Source organism: Kribbella flavida DSM 17836, from assembly GCF_000024345.1.
GTDB classification, from domain to species: Bacteria; Actinomycetota; Actinomycetes; order Propionibacteriales; family Kribbellaceae; genus Kribbella; species Kribbella flavida.
Window position 1 is genome coordinate 3,739,119 of sequence record NC_013729.1, and the last position, 17,163, is coordinate 3,756,281.

Below are 17,163 nucleotides of genomic sequence, written 5' to 3' on the forward strand. Positions count from 1 at the left end.
AAGGTTGCGACGAGCATCGGTCTGCGGGACCGGCGTCCAGGGGCTCGGACGGTCCGCAGACTCAGGCCGCGGCTCGCACAGCTGCGACGAAGGCGGCCACCGCAGGATGACTGGCCGCGCCGGAACGGCAGGCGATCCCGGTACGCCGCCGGATGCTCAGCGGAACCAGGCGGACCCCGGCCGGCGGGTGGCCGGTGGCCAGTTCGGGCACCAGCGATACCCCGAGCCCAGCCGCGACCAGCGCGAGCACCGCGTCGAAGTCGTCGGCGGTGTGACGGACGACCGGGCGGTAGCCGGCCGATCCGCAGGCGTGCAGGGTGACGGTGTGGCAGGCCGTGCCGGGCGTGCCGGCGATCCAGGGGCAGCCCTCCGCGTCCTCGATCGAGCGGATCCGGCTGCCGTCCCGGACCGCAAGGAACACGATCTCCTCCAGCAGCGGCTCCGTCGCGACGGCCGCGTCGGGCGCAGCCGGCTGCACGTCGTAGTCGTTGACCAGGGCAACGTCGATCCGGCGTTCGCGCAACGCGGCCGGAGCATCGACCGGATCGAGCTCGGTGACGCTCAGCTCGAGGCCCGGGTGGTCATGACCGAGCGACACCAGCGCATCGGGCAGCAGGCTCCGGACCGCGGTCGGGAACGCCCCGATCCGCAACGGCCCGCTCAGCCGGCCCCGGACGGCCGTCAGCGCTGACGATGCCTCCTCCAGCGCGGACAACACCTTCTCCGCGTGCCGGACGAGCAGTTCCCCGGCCGGGGTCAGCACGACCCGGCGACCGGTCCGCTCGAGCAGTGGCATCCCGGCCTCACGTTCGAGCACCGCCAGCTGCTGAGACACCGCCGGCGGGGTGTAGCTGTGCGCTTCGGCGACAGCGGCGATCGTACCCAAGTGGGCCAGATCGCGAAGGAGCCTGAGTCGGCGGACGTCGAGCACAAGCTCAGCTTAAGCAACAGCACAGCAAAGCGAACTAGACCTATCGCAGGGACCCCGTCGAGGCTGGACACATGACGCTCACCGGCCTCTTCGTCCCCCTGATCACCCCGTACGCCGCCGACGGCACGCTCGCGCTCGACGCCCTGGGCAACCTCGCCCGCCAACTCCTCGCCGACGGAGCAACCGGCCTCGTCGCGCTCGGCACGACCGGCGAGCCCGAATCCCTCACCCCGCCGGAGCGCCGCGCGGTCGTGGAGGTCGCCGCCCGCGCCTGCCGCGAGTACTCCGCTCCGCTGGTGGTCGGCGGCGCGGACCCTGCATTGCTCGCGCGGGACGAGGTCGTCGCCGCCTTGAGCCTCGTGCCGCCCTTCGTCCGCCCCGGCGAGGCCGGCGTGCTGGCGCACTTCACTCGCCTGGCCGCGACGAGCCCGGTCCCGTTGCTCGTCTACCACGTCCCGTACCGCACCGGGCAGACCTTGACCGCGGACACCCTCCACCGCCTGGCGCAGATCCCGGGCGTCGCCGGTATCAAGTACGCCGGCGGCGGCATCGACGAGCAGACCATGCTCTTCCTCGGCCAGGACCACCCGGGATTCGCGGTCCTGGGCGGTGACGACCTGTTCGTCTCCCCGCTGCTCGCGCTCGGTGCGCAGGGCGCGATCCTCGCGTCGGCCCACCTGGCCACCCGCCGGTTCGCCGATCTGATCGCCCGCTGGCACACCGGAGACGTCCAGGAAGCGCGAACCCTCGGTCACCGTCTCGGGCAGCTGTCCCACGCCGTGTTCGCCGAGCCGAACCCCACGGTGATCAAGGGCGTTCTGCACGCGCACGGACGGATTCCGGCTCCGGACGTCCGGCTTCCGCTGCTGCCTGCCGGCGCCGCGGCCGTCGAGGCGGCGATGGACCGTCTGGACGCGCTGGCCGATGATGGGGCGGTCGTTCGGGCGAGCTGAGGATGGTGGTTGCCGTGGGCCAGTACGTCGAGGCCGGGGGAGTGCTGACGTACTTCGAGGTCGAGGGCGCGGGGGACCCTGTCCTGCTGCTGCACGGGGGAGGGGTGGGCGGCGATACCTGGCTCGCGCAGGTCGCCGCGCTCTCGCGGCACTACACCGTGATCGTGCCCGAGCGCCGCGGCCACGGCCGGACCCCGGACGTCGACGGCCCGGTGACGATGGAGCTGCTGGCGGCCGACCTGGCGGCATTCATCGACCGGCTGGAGATCGCGCCCGCGCACGTGATCGGCTGGAGCGACGGCGGCAAGGTCGGTGCCTGGTTGGCGCTGGCCCGGCCGGAGCTGGTGCGCAAGTTGGTGCTGATCAGCGCCGAGCTGACCCGCGCCGGGCAGACGCCGGCCACCGAGCAGCTGATGACGCCGGAAGGTTTGCAGGACCTGGCCGAGGCGCTTCGGCCGGAGTACGAGCCGGTGGCGCCGGACGGGCCGGGGCACTTTCCGGTCGTGTTCGCGAAATGGGCCGAGATGTGGCGCACGATGCCCGACTTCGACCTGGCCGATCTGAAGAAGCTGACGATGCCGGTCCTGGTGATGCAGGGCGACGACGACGGCGTACGGCTGGAGCACAGCGTCACGGTCGCGAAGGCGCTGCCGGACGCCCAGTTGGCCGTCGTACCGGGGGCTTCACACGGGCTGACGCTGGAAAAGCCCGGCCTGGTCAACCAGTTGCTGCTCGACTTCCTGGCCGACGAGCAGCAGCCCAAGCTGATCCCGGGCGGCGCGCTCGACAGCTGATCCGGCGCGCCACCCACCTTTCCGCTCTCCGCTCGATCGCGCTCGAACCAGCCGTTGATAAAATAACACGCATGGTTTAACTTACTCGGCACTGGAGCCTGCTGTGGCCCACACCACACCCCTGACCGCCCGGTGGCGGGGTGCTCCCGGAGAGCTGAGGAGTTCCGATGACGAGAACGGCTAGGCGCGTCGCGACCCTGTCCACGGCGGTGGCGCTGCTGGCGGCGGCCGCCTGCGCGGACGGCACCACGCCGGCCGCGGACAGCGGCGGCGCGATCGACCAGAACGCGCCGGTGACGATCACCGTGGGCAACCGGCCCAAGCCGGACAAACCGGCCGACGTCGCGTCCTTCGACCGCAAGGTGAAGGACTTCATGGCCAAGCACCCGAACATCACGGTGAAGTCGACCGAGACCGAGTGGGACGCGCAGACCTTCCAGGCCCAGGTGGCCGGTGGCTCGCTGCCGACGGTGATGAGCATCAGCTTCACCGAGCCGCTGAACATGATCCCGAACAAGCAACTGCCCGACATCACCGAAGAGCTCAAGCTGGTCGACCTCACCAAGGACCTCAACCCCGAGACCCTGAAACTGGTGCAGGACGACGCCGGCCGGATCTACGGCGTGCCGTTCGAGGCGTTCTCGGTCGGGCTGGCCTACAACCGGGCCCTGTTCACGCAAGCCGGGCTCGACCCGGACAAGCCGCCGACGACCTGGGACGAAGTCCGGCAGTACGCCCGGCAGATCACCGAGAAGACCGGCAAGGCCGGGTACGCGCAGCTGACCAAGGACAACACCGGCGGCTGGATGCTGACCACGATGACCTACAGCATGGGCGGCACGGTCCAGTCCGACGACGGCAAGAAGAGCACCTTCGACGACGCCCCGGCCAAGAAGGCGCTGCGGCTGCTGCAGGAGATGCGCTGGACCGACAACACGATGGGCAGCAACTTCCTCTACAACCAGGAGGAGGTCCGGCAGGACTTCGCGGCCGGCAAGATCGGCATGGTCATGCAGGCCTCCGACGCCTACGACATGTGCGTGAAGAACTTCGGCATGAAGCCGGCCGACTACGGTCACGGCGGGCTGCCGCAGGACGGCGGCCCGCACGGCACGCTGACCGGTGGCTCGATCAAGATGATCAACCCGAAGGCGTCCAAGAACGAGATCGTCGCCGCGCTGAAGTGGATCAAGGCGACGGAGTTCGACAAGTACACCGACGAGCAGCTCGCGGTGCAGGACGCCAAGACCGCGATCGCCGACAAGGGCTTCGTCGGCCGGCCGGGCGTCACGCCGCTCAGCCAGGAGACCTACGACCAGTACAACAAGTGGCGTGAGCCCTACAACAACGTGCCGGTCGCGCAGTTCAAGGGCTACAGCGACTCGATGAAGACGCTCGAGCTGCTGCCCGAGCCGTCGAACAAGGGCCAGGAGGTCTACGCGCTGCTCGACCCGGTGGTCCAGCAGGTGCTGACCAAGAAGGACGCCGACATCGACAAACTGCTCGCCGACGCCGCCTCGAAGATCGACGCGCGACTCGCCCGGTAAGCCACCATGGCCCTGTCGATCCGACCGAACGTCCGCTCGCGCCGGAGCGTGCTCACCTGGTACCGCTCCGGCGGGCTGAGCGCCGTGCTCTTCGTCCTGCCCCTGATCCTGGTCTTCCTGTACTTCTCCTGGGGCCCGATCGTGCGCGGGCTGGTGCTCAGCTTCCAGAAGAACAACCTGGTGACCGCCCCCGAGTGGGTCGGCCTGTCCAACTTCAGCTACGTGCTGACCGATCCCCAGCTCCCGCAGGCGGCCGCCAACACCCTGTACTTCGCGCTGCTGGCACTGGTGTTCGGTTTCCCCGTGCCGTTGTTCCTGGCGGTGTTCATCAGCGAGCTGCGCAGTACCGGCTGGCTCTACAACGTGCTGTCCTACCTGCCGGCGGTGGTTCCGCCGGTGGCCGCGATCCTGCTCTGGAAGTTCTTCTACGACCCGAGCGCGACCGGCGTGTTCAACACCGTGCTCGGCTGGTTCGGCATCGATCCGCTGTCCTGGCTGAACTCGCCGACCCTGGCGATGCCGGCGATCGTGCTGGAGGCCACCTGGGCCGGCGCCGGCGCCACCGCGATCATCTACCTGGCCGCGCTGACCGGCGTCCGGACCGAGCTGTACGAGGCGGCCGAGCTGGACGGGGCGGGCATCTGGTCCCGGGTCTGGCACGTCACGCTGCCGCAGATCCGCGGCATCATCGCGATCATGATGCTGCTGCAGCTGATCGGCACGTTCCAGGTCTTCACCGAGCCGTTCCTGTTCACCGGCGGCGGTCCGGACAACGCGACCACGACGATCCTGCTGCTGATCTACCGCTACGCGTTCGTCAACGGCGACTTCGGCGCGGCCACCGCGCTCAGCGTGCTGCTCGCCGCGGTGCTGTGCGTGCTGTCGGTCGTGTACCACTTCCTCACCCGGCGATGGAGCACGACATGACCAGTCTCCCGATCACCGAACAGGTCGCCACGGCGCCCGACCAGGCCACCACCGAGGCCCGGCGCCGGCGGCGTCCGGCCGAGCCGCAGGAACGCGGCATCATCTCCACCGCCGACCGCAGGCGGCCGCTCGTCCGCTACGGGCTGCCGGCCGTCCAGGTGCTGCTGTTCATCGGCGTGCTGGTGGCCGGCGTCGGGCCGTTGGTGTGGCTGCTCAAGTCCGGGTTGTCCACCAGCCAGGACATCGTGCGCGGCCCGATGCAGCTCTGGCCGAGCGGGATCCAGTGGTCCAACCTGCCGGACGCCTGGACCAAGGTGCAGATCGGCTCGTACCTGGGCAACACCGCGATCATCGCCATCGGATCGTTGCTGTCCACCCTTTTCGTCTGCACGACGGGCGCCTTCGTGCTCAGCGTGCTGCGGCCGAAGTGGGGACCGGTGGTGACCGGCGCCGTGCTGGCCACCTTGTTCCTGCCCGGCGTGATCTCGCTGGTCCCGCTGTACCTGACCATCCTGAAGATGCCGGTGCTCGGGGTGAACCTGCAGAACACGTTCTGGGCGGTCTGGCTGCCGCAGGCGGCCGGCGCGTTCAACATCCTGGTGATGAAGCGGTACTTCGACGCGATCCCGCGCGAGCTGATCGAGGCGGCCCGGATCGACGGCGCGAGCAACGTGCGGCTGTTCACCAGCCTGATCGTGCCGCTGTCGAAGCCGATCCTGGGCGTGGTCGCGCTGCTCACCGTGATCGCCTCGTGGAAGGACTACCTCTGGCCGCTGCTCGTGCTGCCCGACCCGAAGCTGCAGCCGATCTCGGTCGCGCTGCCGCGGGTGCAGGAGACGACCGAGATCTCCCTGCAGATGAGCGCATTGTTCCTGGCGGTTCTGGTACCTGTGGTGCTGTTCTTGGTGTTCCAGAAGCAGTTCCTCAGAGGTGTCGGGATGTCGGGAGGGATCAAGGAGTGAGTTCATCGCTGAGCGGTGCCCGGGTGCTGGTCACCGGGGCGGCCGGCCGGATCGGGTCGGTCGCCACCGAGCACCTGGCCGCGCAGGGCGCGCTGGTCACCGCGCTGACGATCGTGGAGGAGCCGTCGCTGAAGGCCGACCGGGTGGTGATCGGCGACACCCGGTCCGAGGACGACGTCGCCGACGCGCTGGACGGCGTCGACCTGGTCGTGCACCTCGCCGCGTTGCCCCACCGCGACTCCGGTACGCCGTACGACGTGTACACCGGCAACGTGGTCTCCACCTTCAACGTGCTCGCCCAGGCCGGCGCGCGGGGAATCTCCCGGGCGGTCATCGCCAGCAGCATCAACGCGTACGGCGTGCCGATGAACCCGCACGACGTCGCGCCGGCGTACTTCCCGCTGGACGAGAAGATCCCGTCTGACGTCGCCGACTGGTACTCGCTGTCGAAGCAGAACGACGAGAACACCGCGCGGATGGCCTGGCGGCACTGGGGCATCGACGTGGTGGCGTTCCGGTTCCCGCACGTCAACTCGGCCGGGGCGCTGCGCCGGCAGGCCGAGGGAATGCGAGTGAACCCGGCGGCCGGGATGCGGGAGGGCTGGGCCTACCTGGACGTCCGCGACGCGGCGTACGCGATCGAGCTGGGGCTGACCGCGCCCTTCAAGGGGCAGCAGACGTTTTTCGTCGCCGCGAACACCACCAACGCGCCGTACGCGACGGAGGAGCTGCTGGACGCGTTCGCGCCGGCGGTGCCCCGGTTGCGGCGCTTCAGCGGGCGCGAGGTGCCGATCGACCTGACCGCCGCGCGGACGGTGCTGGGCTTCCAGGCCCAGCACGAGCTGGACCTGCCGACCCACCGACTGGAGAGCTGAATGCCGCACGAGACGCCCGCCACCTTCGCCCAGCCCTGGCCGGTCCGCGACGACGTCCGGATCCGCGCGGTGAAGGCGATCGTCACCGCGCCGCAGGGCATCCCGCTCGTGGTGGTGAAGGTCGACACCACCGAGCCGGGCCTGTACGGGCTGGGCTGCGCGACCTTCACCCAGCGGTGGAAGGCGGTGCAGACGTTCGTCGATGAGCACCTGGCCCGGCTGATGATCGGCCGGTACCCCGGTGACATCGGCGACCTGACCCGGCTGGCGGCGTTCTCCGGGTACTGGCGTGGCGGTCCGGTGACGAACAACGCGATCTCCGGCATCGACCAGGCGCTGTGGGACATCGCCGGCAAGCGCGCCGGCATGCCGGTGCACGAGCTGCTCGGCGGCAAGGTGCGGGCGGCCGCCGACACCTACATCCATGCCAGCGGCATCGACATCGAGCAGTGCCTCGAGCACGCCAAGGAGCTCGTCGCCCAAGGCTGGCGGCACATCCGGCTGCAGGTGTCCACGCCCGGAGGCGGCGGGTACGGCGCGCCGCGGCTGGCCACGCTGTACCCGGACATGCCGTACCACAACGGCTGGTCCGCGCGGGACTACCTGCGGACCACGCCGGAGCTGTTCGCGGCGGCCAGGGAGTCGCTGCCGGACAACATCGAGCTGCTGCACGACACCCACTCACGGCTGACGCCGAAGGAGGCCGTGCTGCTGGCCCGGTCGCTGGAGCCGTACCGGCTGTTCTTCCTGGAGGACGTGCTGGCGCCCGAGCACTGGGACCGGTTGCCCGAGGTCCGGGCAGCCTCTCCGGTGCCGCTGGCCGTCGGCGAGCTGACCACCTCGATGAGCGACGCCGTCCGGCTGGTCCGCGACGGCGGCGTCGACTTCATCCGCTCGCACGTGTCCGACATCGGCGGTCTCACCCCGGCGCGCAAGCTGGCCGACCTCGCTGAGCTCTGCGGGGTCCGGACGGCGTGGCACGGGCCGGGCGACACTTCGCCGATCGGCGCCGCGGCCAACGTCGCCCTGGACGTCAGCTCGGTGGCCTTCGGCATCCAGGAGGGGCACATCTACAACGACGCCACCCACGAGGTCTTCCCTGGCACGCTGCGGATCCGGAACGGCTGGCTGACCCCGAACGAGAGACCCGGCTGGGGCATCGACATCGACCTCGAGGCGGCCGCCCGGTACCCCGCGGAGCTGTCCGGCCACGACGAGTGGGCGGCCGGCGTACGACGGATCGACGGAGCGCTGGAGGCGCCGTGAGCAGGGCGGGCCCGGTCCCGGCACGCGGGCCGCAGCCGGGCGACGGCGAGCGGGCGAGGCGTACGATCTGCGCTGACGTGCCGAGCTGACCGGTGCTCGCGGCAGCTGCTGTTCCGATCCGGGGACACGAGGACGAGGAGGTGGGCGATGGTCACGCCTGACAGTGACGCGGCGGTGCTGGACGAACCGACCCGGTCGGGCGCGAACCAGTACGACCTGGGCTCGTTCAACGAGGCCGTGATCATCGAGACGATCCGGCTGGCCGGCATCATCAGCCGGACCGAGATCTCCCGGCGGACCGGGCTCACCCAGCAGTCGGTGTCGCGGATCCTGCGGGTGCTGCTGCAGCAGGGCCTGCTGGTCGAGGAGGCGCAGGAGCGGGCCGAGCGGCTGGGCAAGCCGCGGACGCCGGTCCGGCTGCGCTCGAACGCCGCGCACGCGGTCGGCATCCACATCGACCCGGAGCTGCTGACCGTCGCGGTCGTCGACCTGGACGGCACGATCGTGCGCCGGGAGACCGTCGATCTGGCCGCCGACCTCGACGCGCACCGGCTGGTGAACCTGGCCGCCGCGACCGTGACCGCCGCGGTCAGCATCAGCCAGGTGGACACCGCCTCGCTGCTCGGCGTCGGGGTCGCCGTACCGGGGCCGATCAACGCCGACGGCACCCTGCTCGACCTGCCGTTGCAGCCGGCCTGGCGCGGGCTGGAGATCCGGCAGCTGCTGCAGCACAAGCTCAACCACCCGGTGCTGGTGGAAAAGGACGGCACGGCCGCCGCGATCGGCGAGCGCTGGATCGGCCGCTCGGCCCGGGCCCGCGACTTCGCCTACCTGTACCTCGGGACCGGGGTCGGCAGCGGCCTGATCCTGAACGGCTCGATCTACCGTGGCCTGACCGCGAACGCCGGCGAGTTCGGCCAGCTGGCCGCGCTGCGGATGGGGGAGTGGGACGGCAGCGGCGGCCCGCGGATGATGGCCGAGTGCAACCCGACGGCGTCGCTGCCGGTGATCGCGGCCGGCTTCGGCTACGTCGAGACCGACCCGCAGGCCACCGACGAGGCGAAGCGCTACAAGGCGGTCTGCAGGGCGGCGGCCGACGGTGACGAGGCGGCCCGGAAGGCGGTCGCCCAGGTGGCCGGCGTGATCGCGCAGGGCGCGGTCGGACTGGTCGACCTGCTGGACATCGACCTGATCGTGGTCGGCGGTCCGGCCTTCGAGCCGGAGATCGCGGGCGACCTGCTGGCCGAGATCGACCGGGCGGTGAACGCGTTCCCGATCGCGAAGGGCACCCGCACGGTCGCGGTCGAGGAGTCGATGCTGCAGACCGACGCCGCCGCGGTCGGTGCCGCGTCGACGATCTTCCACGACGCCTTCACGCCGCGGGTGGGCGGTTCGAGCCAGGCCCGCCGGCTGCCGAAGTAGCGCGACGGACCGGCTCGTCGTCCGGCGGCGAGGATACGACGGGGTTCGGCCGCCGGCCGGTCAGGCCACCGCGGCGACCAGGCCGCCGTCGATGACCAGGTCCTGCCCGTTGATGTAGGAGGCTTCGGCGGAGGCGAGGAACGCGACCGCGTCGGCGACGTCGTCGGCCTGGCCCAGCCGCCCGGCGGCCACCTTGGCGACCACCGCCGCGTGCTCGTCGGCGGGAATCGCGTCGTGGAACATCGGGGTCTCGATGTAGCCGGGACTCACCGAGTTCACCCGCACGCCCCGGGGGGCCAGCTCGGCGGCGAGCGTGCGGGCCATGCTCTGCACCGCGGCCTTGGTCGACGCGTACAGCGCGCTGCCGGCCAGGCCGCGGTGCAGCGTCCAGGACGCGTTGATGACGATCGCGGCGCCGTCGGACAGCAGCGGAATCGTCTTCTGCAGGGTGAAGTAGACGCCCTTGTAGTTGATGCCCACGACGCGGTCGAACTCGTGCTCGGTGACCTCGCCGTACGGTCCGAAGGTGGCGACGCCCGCGTTGGCGAACACCACGTCCAGGCGGCCGAACCGGTCACGGATCGCGGCGGCCAGGTCGTCGAGATCGGCCACGTTCGCCACGTCGCCGGGCAGCGCGAGGACGCGGCCACCGGCGTCCAGCTGCTCGACGGCGGCGTCGAGCCGCACCTTGTCGCGGCCGGTGACGGCCACCTGTGCCCCTTCGGCCAGCAGGCGCCGCGCGGTGGCCAGGCCCATGCCGCTCGTGCCGCCGGTGACGAGGGCGAACTTGTCGTGGAAACGGGAGATGCTCGTTGTCATGACTTCAGCCTGCCGAGCCGCCCACCCCACGAACAGTGCGTGCTGAACCTGTGAGTGGCACCACCAGGCTCGGTCAGGCCGGCCGGACCAACGGGGTGCTCAGCAGCTGCTCGTACCGCTCCTTGGTCCCCGACCCGGGGCGTGGCTGGTAGAGCTCCAATCGCCACTCCGGGCGGTCCGCGACAACCAGTGCGGTCTTGTCGAAGATCAGCTCGCCGGCTGCGGGGTGAAGCACTGCCTTGACCGCCTGCGTGTGCGTGGCCACGTCGTGCCGCTGCCAGTGCTCCACGAATTCCGGGCTGATGGCGCTGAGCTCCCGGATCACCGCGGCAAAGCCCGGGTCACCGGGGTACTTCGCCGCATCGGCGCGAAAGGCCGCCACGATTTCCGGTGCGAGTGAGGTCCAGTGCACGTGCAGGGCGCGGTACCGGGCGTTGGTGAAGTACGAGACCAGGCAGTTGTAGTCGGTGTCGTCGTACCCGAACACGGTCCGGGCGGCGTCGTTGATCGCGAGCAGGTTCCACGAGCGGTCCTGGAGCATCGCGGGGCCGGCCGTCCACGCGTCGAGCAGGTGCCGGAGCTCCGCGGTGATCTCCGCACCGGGCGCGGGAGCGGCCGGCGGCGGGTTGACCCCGGCCAGCACGTACAGGTGCGCTCGCTCGGGGCCGGTGAGCCGCAGCGCGCGGCTGATCGCGTCGAGCACCTCGACGGAGACGTTGATGGCGCGGCCCTGCTCGAGCCAGGTGTACCAGGAGACGCCGACGCCGGCCAGGGTGGCGACCTCCTCGCGCCGCAGTCCCGGCGTACGCCGTCGCCCGGACGTCGGCAGACCGACGTCGCGGGGGGTGAGCCGCGCCCGACGGGTCCGAAGGAAGTCGCGCAGCTGTTCGCGCCGTTGCTGGCCCACGGCAGGGCGTTCACCGGCCATGAGGCATGGTAACGAAACTGCCGCGCGGCCGACGGCTTAACCTGTCCCGATGACCTCGGCTCTGACCCGTCGACTCGGCCCTGACGTTCTGCTCCGGCCGCTGCGAACCAATGACGCCGCGTCGTTCTGCGAGGCGCAATGGCGCAGCCGCGAGCAGCTGGCGCCGTACGAGCCGCGGCGAGATGCGCAGTGGTACGACCCGGACTTCCAGGCGGCCAGGATCGCCGAGTTGCTGGAGCGTGACAACACCGTGCCCTGGGTCCTCGCGGACGGTGAGCGGGTGATCGGCACTGTGACGCTGTCGAACATCGTCCTGGGGCCGTGGCGCAATGCCGACCTCGGCTACTGGGTCGACGTCGCGGAGGTCGGCCGGGGACTGGCGACGGCCGCGGTCACGGAGGTGTGCGCGATCGCCGACGAGATCCTGCTGCTGCATCGGATCGCGGCGAGCACGAACCACGACAACACCAGGTCGCAACGGGTGCTGCTGAAGTGCGGCTTCCAGCAGTACGGGTTCGCACCGCGCTATCTGCACATCGACGGCCAGTGGCGCGACAGCAACCTCTATCAGCGCATCCTCAACGACCGCGAGCCCGGACAGCCGCCGGCCTAGCCGGGCGGCAAGCCGATGCCGCGGGAGACGTCGACGTCGTCGTACCGGCCTTCGAGCACGTCGGCGAACTTGACGGGGCGCTGCAGGGTCGAGGCGACGTAGACGGCGCGGACGGTGGCCAGCGCGTCGATCGCGTCGTGCACGGTGATGCCAGGCTGCTCGCCGTTGCCGATGGCATCGAAGATGTCCGCGTACTGCGCGACGTGGCCGCCGGGTGGCTCGGTCTCGACCGGGAGGTCCGCCTCCTTGCCGTCGGCGGTGAACCGGCGCAGTACGTCGTCCTCCAGCTCCGCGCCGCCCGCTGTGCCGTGCACCGAGACCCGGGTGCGGCCGCCGGGGAAGGCCGCGGTGGTCGCGTGCAGCGTGGCGACCGCGCCGTTCTCGAACGTGAGCGTGGCGACGACGGTGTCCTCGACCTCGATCGCGTGGTGAGCCGCGCGCAGGGCCTGGGCCTGGATGCTGACCGGCCGGCCCATGAACCACAGCAGCAGGTCGACGGTGTGCACGCCCTGGTTCATCAGCGCACCACCGCCGTCCTGTGCCCAGGTCCCGCGCCAGCCGGCGGACGCGTAGTACTCGTCGCTGCGCCACCAGGCCACCGTGGCGACCGCCGAGGTGAGCTGCCCGAAGCGGCCGGCACGGATGGCCTCCGCGACCCGCGCGCTGCCCGGATCGAACCGGTGCTGACTGATCACCGAGGAGATCACGCCGTGGTTCGCCGCCCGGGTGGCCGCCGCGCCGAGGCGGCGGGCCCGGGGCAGGTCGACGTCGAGCGGCTTCTCGATCACCACGTGCACCTTCTGCGCCAGGGCCTGCTCCGCGAGCGCGGCGTGGGTCCCGCTCGGCGTGCAGATCGCGACCAGCGAGACGTCCGACCCGGCCAGCGCCGCGCCCAGGTCGGCGTACACCGTCGGCTCCGGTTGCCCGGCCTCGGTGAGCCGGGCCGCCAGGGCCGAGGCCGCGGCTTCGTCGCCGTCCACGAGGGCGGTGACGACCGCGTCGGCCCGGGCGGCGACGGTGTCGGCGTGGGTGTGCCCGATGATGCCGCACCCCACGATCGCGACCTGGTGCGGCGTGGTCGAGTCAGCCATCTTGCTCCTTAACCAGTGGTGAAGTGCGCGGTCAGCACCTGGTCCGCCGTGACGGTGAAGCTGTACGACGCGTCGGTGGAGACCACGTCGCCGTTGACGGTCCAGTGCTGGAAAACGCTATCCGATCCCGGCGTGGCCGTCGCGGTGACCTGCGCGCCGACTTCGTACGTGCCGGGTTCGGACTCGTTGCCGAGCAGCTTCACGGTGCCGTCGCCGCTGGCCTGCACACTGACCGGGCGCTGGTTCACGTTGATCACCATCACGTTGTGCAGGGTGACCGGACCGGTGCTGGTGGCGCCGTTGTAGCGGGCCAGGTTGGTGGCCTCGACGTCGCCCCTGACCACCTTCACCGTGTGGCCGTCAGCGCCCAGGTTGTCGGTGCCGAGGTTGAACGCGTCGACCTGGCCGTCGTTCACCACCAGGCCGTCGTGGAAGCCGTAGGCGAAGACGTTGAACAGCGTCAGCCCGGTGGCGCCGTCGACGGTGACGATCGTGGCCTGCTTGCGCATGTACTTGTCGATCACCAGCTCGAAGATGCCGCCCTCGTTCATCCAGTGCGGCTGCTGGTAGCCGACCCGGGTGACCGCGTTGCCGTTGGACAGCACGCCCTCGATCCGGCCGCCGGCGCTGCGGCCGACCGAGATCGCGTGGTCGAAGAACGCGCCGGCCACCTTGCGCACGACGAACCGGTCGTTGCGGTGGGTGGTGAGGTCGATGCCGTTCCACGCGTTCGGGAAGCCTGCGTTGATCACGTAGGTCTGGCTGCCCTTGCCGCGGACGGCGTACGGGTAGGCGACGATGCCTTCGGGCTTGCCGGGGTTCTGCTCGGGGTAGAAGACACGCAGTCCGCGGATGCCGGCCCGGCTGCCGTTCAGGGTGAGCAGCGCGGTGGCGGTGTCGGACGCGGCGGTGCCGCGGCCCTCGAAGGCGTGCAGCACGGTGCCGCCGCTCGCGCCGCTCTGGTCCCGGTTCGGTACGGCGGAAGCGCCGCGGAGCTCGACGTTGGCGGGCACGGTCAGGTGGGTGCCGATCCGGTACCACCCGGCGGGCAGATAGACGATGCCACCGCCGTTGCGGCCGGCCTGGTCCAGCGCCTTCTGGACCGCTCTGGTTGCGTCGGCCGTGGGCAGGTAGCCGACGCCGTGCGGCGCGTCGACGACCGTGAGGCTCTTGCGCGCCGGCGCGGGCAGCGGGCGCTGGGTGTACGTGGGAGCGGTGCCCGACATCCGGTGAACGGTGCCGGAGAGCGCTCCCTGGGTTTCCGTGCCGGTGATCTTCACGTAGCCGCGGGAGTTGTTCCGGATCGCGTGTGCGCTGCCCTCGACGTGACCACCGGCCAGCGTCATGCCCCAGCGGTCGTCGATGACGTCGACCAGAATGGCGGTGCCGGTGCGGCGGATGTCGGGCTGCAGGAAGCTGCCGGTGAACTGGGCGCGCTGGCCGGCCACCACCTGGATGCCGACCTTGTAGTCGGAGAGCGTGATCTTGTGGAACTGGTCCCACTCCAGGTCGCCGAGCACCAGTCCGGTGCCGTTCGCCCGGGTCCAGCTGTCCAGCGCCTCGCGGGCCGGCGGCCGGAAGGCGGCCGGGGCCTGCGACCAGTAGGCGTTGCTGAAGGTCACGTTCTCCCAGGTGCCGACGTCGGCGCCGTTGTAGGCCCGGGCCCCCTCGAAGAGAGCGGTGCCGCGGATGTTCCGGATGGTGCTGGACTCGTGCACCTGGCCCGAGCTCGGCGCGGTGCCCCGGTCGCTGGGCATCGTGCTGATGCCGAGGCCGCGGTAGGAGTTCAGCAGGGTGACGTCCTGGACGGTCGCCATCATGTAGTTCTCGTTGCCGATCCAGGCGCCGCCGGGGATCTCGAAGGTGTAGTTGTACGGGACCGGCCGGGTCGCGCTCTGCCGCGGGTACCAGGTGGTCACGCCGACGACACCGGCCGACCCGCCGATGCGGAACAGGCTGGGGCCGTCGTCACCGGAGGCCAGATCCGCGATCACCACCGTTCCGTAGTCGGGGGCGCGCCCTCCCCGGCCGCCCTTCGCGAGGTCGCGTCCGGTCTGGTCGGGGTCGCGGCGGTCGCCGCGCAAGGTGCAGAACGAGTGGACTTCGAGCGTGTCCTTGACCAGGTACCGGCCGGCCGGCAGCCACACCGTGCCGCCACCCGCGTCCTGGCAGGCGTAGAGAGCTCTCTGGATGGCCTTGGTCGCGTCGGCCCGCCCGCTGCGGTCGGCGCCGTACCGGGTGGCGTCGAAGTCGGCGACCACGGCGTCCTCAGTCGGATTCACTGTCCGGACGAGCGTCGGCCGGGGCACGACGACCGGGGACTCGCGCAGCTGGAGCTCCTTGACCACGTAGCTCGGAGAGCCGGAGAGCGCGATCCGGACGTAGCGCGCGGTCGTGGTGGCGAAGCGGGTCTTGCTGAACTGGTTGGCGCCGGGGGAGCCGGTCCGGCCGACGGTGGTGAACGTCTGGCCGTCGTTGGAGACCTGGACGGTGTAGTCGGGGGAGTAGGCCTGCGCCCACTCGACCCGGACGTCGTTCACCGCACGCCGCGTCTCGAGGTCGATCTGCAGCCAGGCGTCGCCGGCGCCACTGGTCCAGGCGGTTCCGTGGTCACGGTCGTTGACGTTCGCGACGCCGGTGCCGCTGCTCGCTGTCGCGGTGCCGGCAGGGGCGAAGTTCGTGTCGACGACGGAGGCGGTGAAGGCGTCGAGCTTGTTCTGCAGGTTTTGCAGTGCGGCCTTGACCTGGACGTCTGTGACGCCCGGAGTCGCTGCCACCGCACGCGCGTCGTCGATCGCGGCGAGCAACGTGGTGCGGCTGCCCACCGGGTACTGCCCGTCGCGGGTGCCCTCACGCGCGGCCTTGTGGGCCCGGGTCGCCGCGTCGATCAGGTCGTTCAGGCCTTCGGTGACGTCGAGTGCGCCGGCGACCTTGGCGACCCGGACCGCCGCCACCTTGAGATCGACCGCGCCGTCGCCGTGGTGGATCCGGAAGTCGGCGCCGTTCGACCGGTTGGTCATCACCGCGTCGGGCAGAGCGAAGGTGTGGGTCTTCCAGGTCGCGGTGTCGCCGTAGGTCACCACCTCGGAGTTCTTGAACCTCTCCGGAATGGTGTCGCCCGGGGAGTCGTAGTGCAGCCCGAACTGGCCGCTGCCCTGGTCGAAGTAGTCGACGCTGACGAGCACCAGGCCGCGGTTGTCGTACAGGTAGGTGTCGGACACGTTGACGTAGAAGAAGCTGGTGCCCGGCGCGGGAGCGGTCCGGTCGGTCTGCCAGTAGGAACGCCCGTCCTGCACGCCGGTGATCAGGTTCTCCGGCCGGTCCCCGGCCCGCACCGAGATCCCGCTCTCCACCGGCGTCGCGCCGAGCGTGACGGAGGCGCCCGCCGTACTGATCCGCAGGCCGGCCACCGTGATGTCGGCGCTGCCGGACAATCGGAGGTCGGCGCCACCGAGGCGGTCTGCGAACGCGATGCCGGACAGGGCGAAGGTGCCGGTCTGCCACTGGCCGGTGTTCTTCAGCTGGACGTCGTCGGCGCTCGCTTCCGGATCGGCCTGTGCGTCGTACTGGAGATCGAGGGTGCCGGTGCCGCTGTCGAGGTAGGTCACGGTGACGACGACGTCGTCGGTGCCGAGCTCGTCGACGTAGTCGCGGTCCACGTCGAAGCTGAAGTAGCTGGTGCCGGCGGCCTGGTCCGTCCGCCAGAAGGTGCGGCCCTGCTCGGTTCCCGTGCGCAAGCCGGCTGGATCGGCGCCGGCAGCCGGCGTGACGCCGAGAGTCGTCGGGGTGGGACCGAGATCGGCGCCGACGCCGCTCGGGTACATCGTCGCCGCGGTGGCCGGTGGAGTGGTCAGGATGCCGGTCAGCAGCACGGCGGGCAGCAATGCCGCCAGCAGACGTCGTCGTACGGGCATGGCGGGGACCTCCAGGTGGCGGGCCGGAGCAGGCGGGGGACCGCCGGGGCGGCGGGCGGACGTGATCTGCCGCACACCCTGCGGTGACGTGCGTGTAAGTTAAACCATGCGTGTTACTTAT

General features: G+C 70.7%; 14 protein-coding genes. 9 read left to right on the top strand and 5 right to left on the bottom strand.

Annotation, left to right across the window (positions count from 1 at the left end):
- Positions 1-61 precede the first annotated feature (61 nt).
- Positions 62-931, bottom strand: a complete 870-nt coding sequence (locus KFLA_RS17290) for a LysR family transcriptional regulator (RefSeq protein WP_012921093.1) — start codon at positions 929-931, stop codon at positions 62-64.
- Positions 932-1,002: 71 nt separating this feature from the next.
- On the opposite strand from KFLA_RS17290, the gene KFLA_RS17295 reads away from it, so the two are divergent.
- The 8 genes from KFLA_RS17295 (at position 1,003) to KFLA_RS17330 (ending at position 9,677) form a co-directional block, all read left to right on the top strand.
- The gene (locus KFLA_RS17295) at positions 1,003-1,884 is read left to right on the top strand and encodes a dihydrodipicolinate synthase family protein (RefSeq protein WP_012921094.1); all 882 of its coding nucleotides are present in this window, start codon (positions 1,003-1,005) and stop codon (positions 1,882-1,884) included.
- A 2-nt stretch (positions 1,885-1,886) separates the two neighbouring features.
- Positions 1,887-2,678 (top strand): alpha/beta fold hydrolase, encoded by a 792-nt coding sequence (locus KFLA_RS17300; RefSeq protein ID WP_012921095.1) that lies wholly within the window; start codon positions 1,887-1,889, stop codon positions 2,676-2,678.
- 167 nt (positions 2,679-2,845) lie between these two features.
- Entirely contained in the window at positions 2,846-4,225 is a 1,380-nt protein-coding gene (locus tag KFLA_RS17305) for an ABC transporter substrate-binding protein (RefSeq protein ID WP_012921096.1), read from the top strand.
- A gap of 6 nt (positions 4,226-4,231) precedes the next feature.
- Complete coding sequence (locus KFLA_RS17310; RefSeq protein WP_012921097.1) at positions 4,232-5,152, top strand: carbohydrate ABC transporter permease; 921 nt, start codon at positions 4,232-4,234, stop codon at positions 5,150-5,152.
- Positions 5,149-6,114 (top strand): carbohydrate ABC transporter permease, encoded by a 966-nt coding sequence (locus KFLA_RS17315; protein WP_012921098.1) that lies wholly within the window; start codon positions 5,149-5,151, stop codon positions 6,112-6,114. Before KFLA_RS17310 ends, KFLA_RS17315 begins: the two co-directional genes overlap by 4 nt.
- Positions 6,111-6,989: an NAD-dependent epimerase/dehydratase family protein gene (locus tag KFLA_RS17320; RefSeq protein ID WP_012921099.1), complete on the top strand. Its 879-nt coding sequence runs from the start codon at positions 6,111-6,113 to the stop codon at positions 6,987-6,989. Before KFLA_RS17315 ends, KFLA_RS17320 begins: the two co-directional genes overlap by 4 nt.
- The gene (locus KFLA_RS17325; protein WP_012921100.1) at positions 6,990-8,255 is read left to right on the top strand and encodes an enolase C-terminal domain-like protein; all 1,266 of its coding nucleotides are present in this window, start codon (positions 6,990-6,992) and stop codon (positions 8,253-8,255) included.
- Between the two features lie 147 nt (positions 8,256-8,402).
- Positions 8,403-9,677 (top strand): ROK family transcriptional regulator, encoded by a 1,275-nt coding sequence (locus KFLA_RS17330; RefSeq protein WP_012921101.1) that lies wholly within the window; start codon positions 8,403-8,405, stop codon positions 9,675-9,677.
- Between the two features lie 60 nt (positions 9,678-9,737).
- Here KFLA_RS17330 and KFLA_RS17335 read toward each other — a convergent pair whose 3' ends face one another.
- Both KFLA_RS17335 and KFLA_RS17340 read right to left on the bottom strand, forming a co-directional pair.
- The gene (locus tag KFLA_RS17335) at positions 9,738-10,496 is read right to left on the bottom strand and encodes a glucose 1-dehydrogenase (RefSeq protein ID WP_012921102.1); all 759 of its coding nucleotides are present in this window, start codon (positions 10,494-10,496) and stop codon (positions 9,738-9,740) included.
- Between the two features lie 73 nt (positions 10,497-10,569).
- Positions 10,570-11,424, bottom strand: a complete 855-nt coding sequence (locus KFLA_RS17340; protein ID WP_012921103.1) for a helix-turn-helix transcriptional regulator — start codon at positions 11,422-11,424, stop codon at positions 10,570-10,572.
- A gap of 49 nt (positions 11,425-11,473) precedes the next feature.
- On the opposite strand from KFLA_RS17340, the gene KFLA_RS17345 reads away from it, so the two are divergent.
- A complete protein-coding gene (locus KFLA_RS17345) occupies positions 11,474-12,037 on the top strand; it encodes a GNAT family N-acetyltransferase (protein WP_012921104.1) in 564 nt (187 codons plus the stop codon).
- Here the strand turns inward: KFLA_RS17345 and KFLA_RS17350 are convergent.
- On the bottom strand, positions 12,034-13,128 hold the full coding sequence (locus tag KFLA_RS17350; protein WP_012921105.1) for a Gfo/Idh/MocA family protein: 1,095 nt from the start codon (positions 13,126-13,128) through the stop codon (positions 12,034-12,036). The genes KFLA_RS17345 and KFLA_RS17350 overlap by 4 nt on opposite strands.
- Before the next feature lie 8 nt (positions 13,129-13,136).
- On the bottom strand, positions 13,137-17,042 hold the full coding sequence (locus KFLA_RS17355) for a glycosyl hydrolase family 28-related protein (protein ID WP_012921106.1): 3,906 nt from the start codon (positions 17,040-17,042) through the stop codon (positions 13,137-13,139).
- Between the last annotated feature and the right edge of the window lie 121 nt (positions 17,043-17,163).

Bases quoted from the DNA above. Each gene is read 5' to 3' on its own strand.
- KFLA_RS17295 (WP_012921094.1), top strand. From the start codon at position 1,003: ATGACGCTCACCGGCCTCTTCGTCCCCCTGATCACCCCGTACGCCGCC.
- KFLA_RS17300 (WP_012921095.1), top strand. From the start codon at position 1,887: ATGGTGGTTGCCGTGGGCCAGTACGTCGAGGCCGGGGGAGTGCTGACG.
- KFLA_RS17305 (WP_012921096.1), top strand. From the start codon at position 2,846: ATGACGAGAACGGCTAGGCGCGTCGCGACCCTGTCCACGGCGGTGGCG.
- KFLA_RS17310 (WP_012921097.1), top strand. From the start codon at position 4,232: ATGGCCCTGTCGATCCGACCGAACGTCCGCTCGCGCCGGAGCGTGCTC.
- KFLA_RS17315 (WP_012921098.1), top strand. From the start codon at position 5,149: ATGACCAGTCTCCCGATCACCGAACAGGTCGCCACGGCGCCCGACCAG.
- KFLA_RS17325 (WP_012921100.1), top strand. From the start codon at position 6,990: ATGCCGCACGAGACGCCCGCCACCTTCGCCCAGCCCTGGCCGGTCCGC.
- KFLA_RS17330 (WP_012921101.1), top strand. From the start codon at position 8,403: ATGGTCACGCCTGACAGTGACGCGGCGGTGCTGGACGAACCGACCCGG.
- KFLA_RS17335 (WP_012921102.1), bottom strand. From the start codon at position 10,496: ATGACAACGAGCATCTCCCGTTTCCACGACAAGTTCGCCCTCGTCACC.
- KFLA_RS17340 (WP_012921103.1), bottom strand. From the start codon at position 11,424: ATGGCCGGTGAACGCCCTGCCGTGGGCCAGCAACGGCGCGAACAGCTG.
- KFLA_RS17345 (WP_012921104.1), top strand. From the start codon at position 11,474: ATGACCTCGGCTCTGACCCGTCGACTCGGCCCTGACGTTCTGCTCCGG.
- KFLA_RS17350 (WP_012921105.1), bottom strand. From the start codon at position 13,128: ATGGCTGACTCGACCACGCCGCACCAGGTCGCGATCGTGGGGTGCGGC.
- KFLA_RS17355 (WP_012921106.1), bottom strand. From the start codon at position 17,042: ATGCCCGTACGACGACGTCTGCTGGCGGCATTGCTGCCCGCCGTGCTG.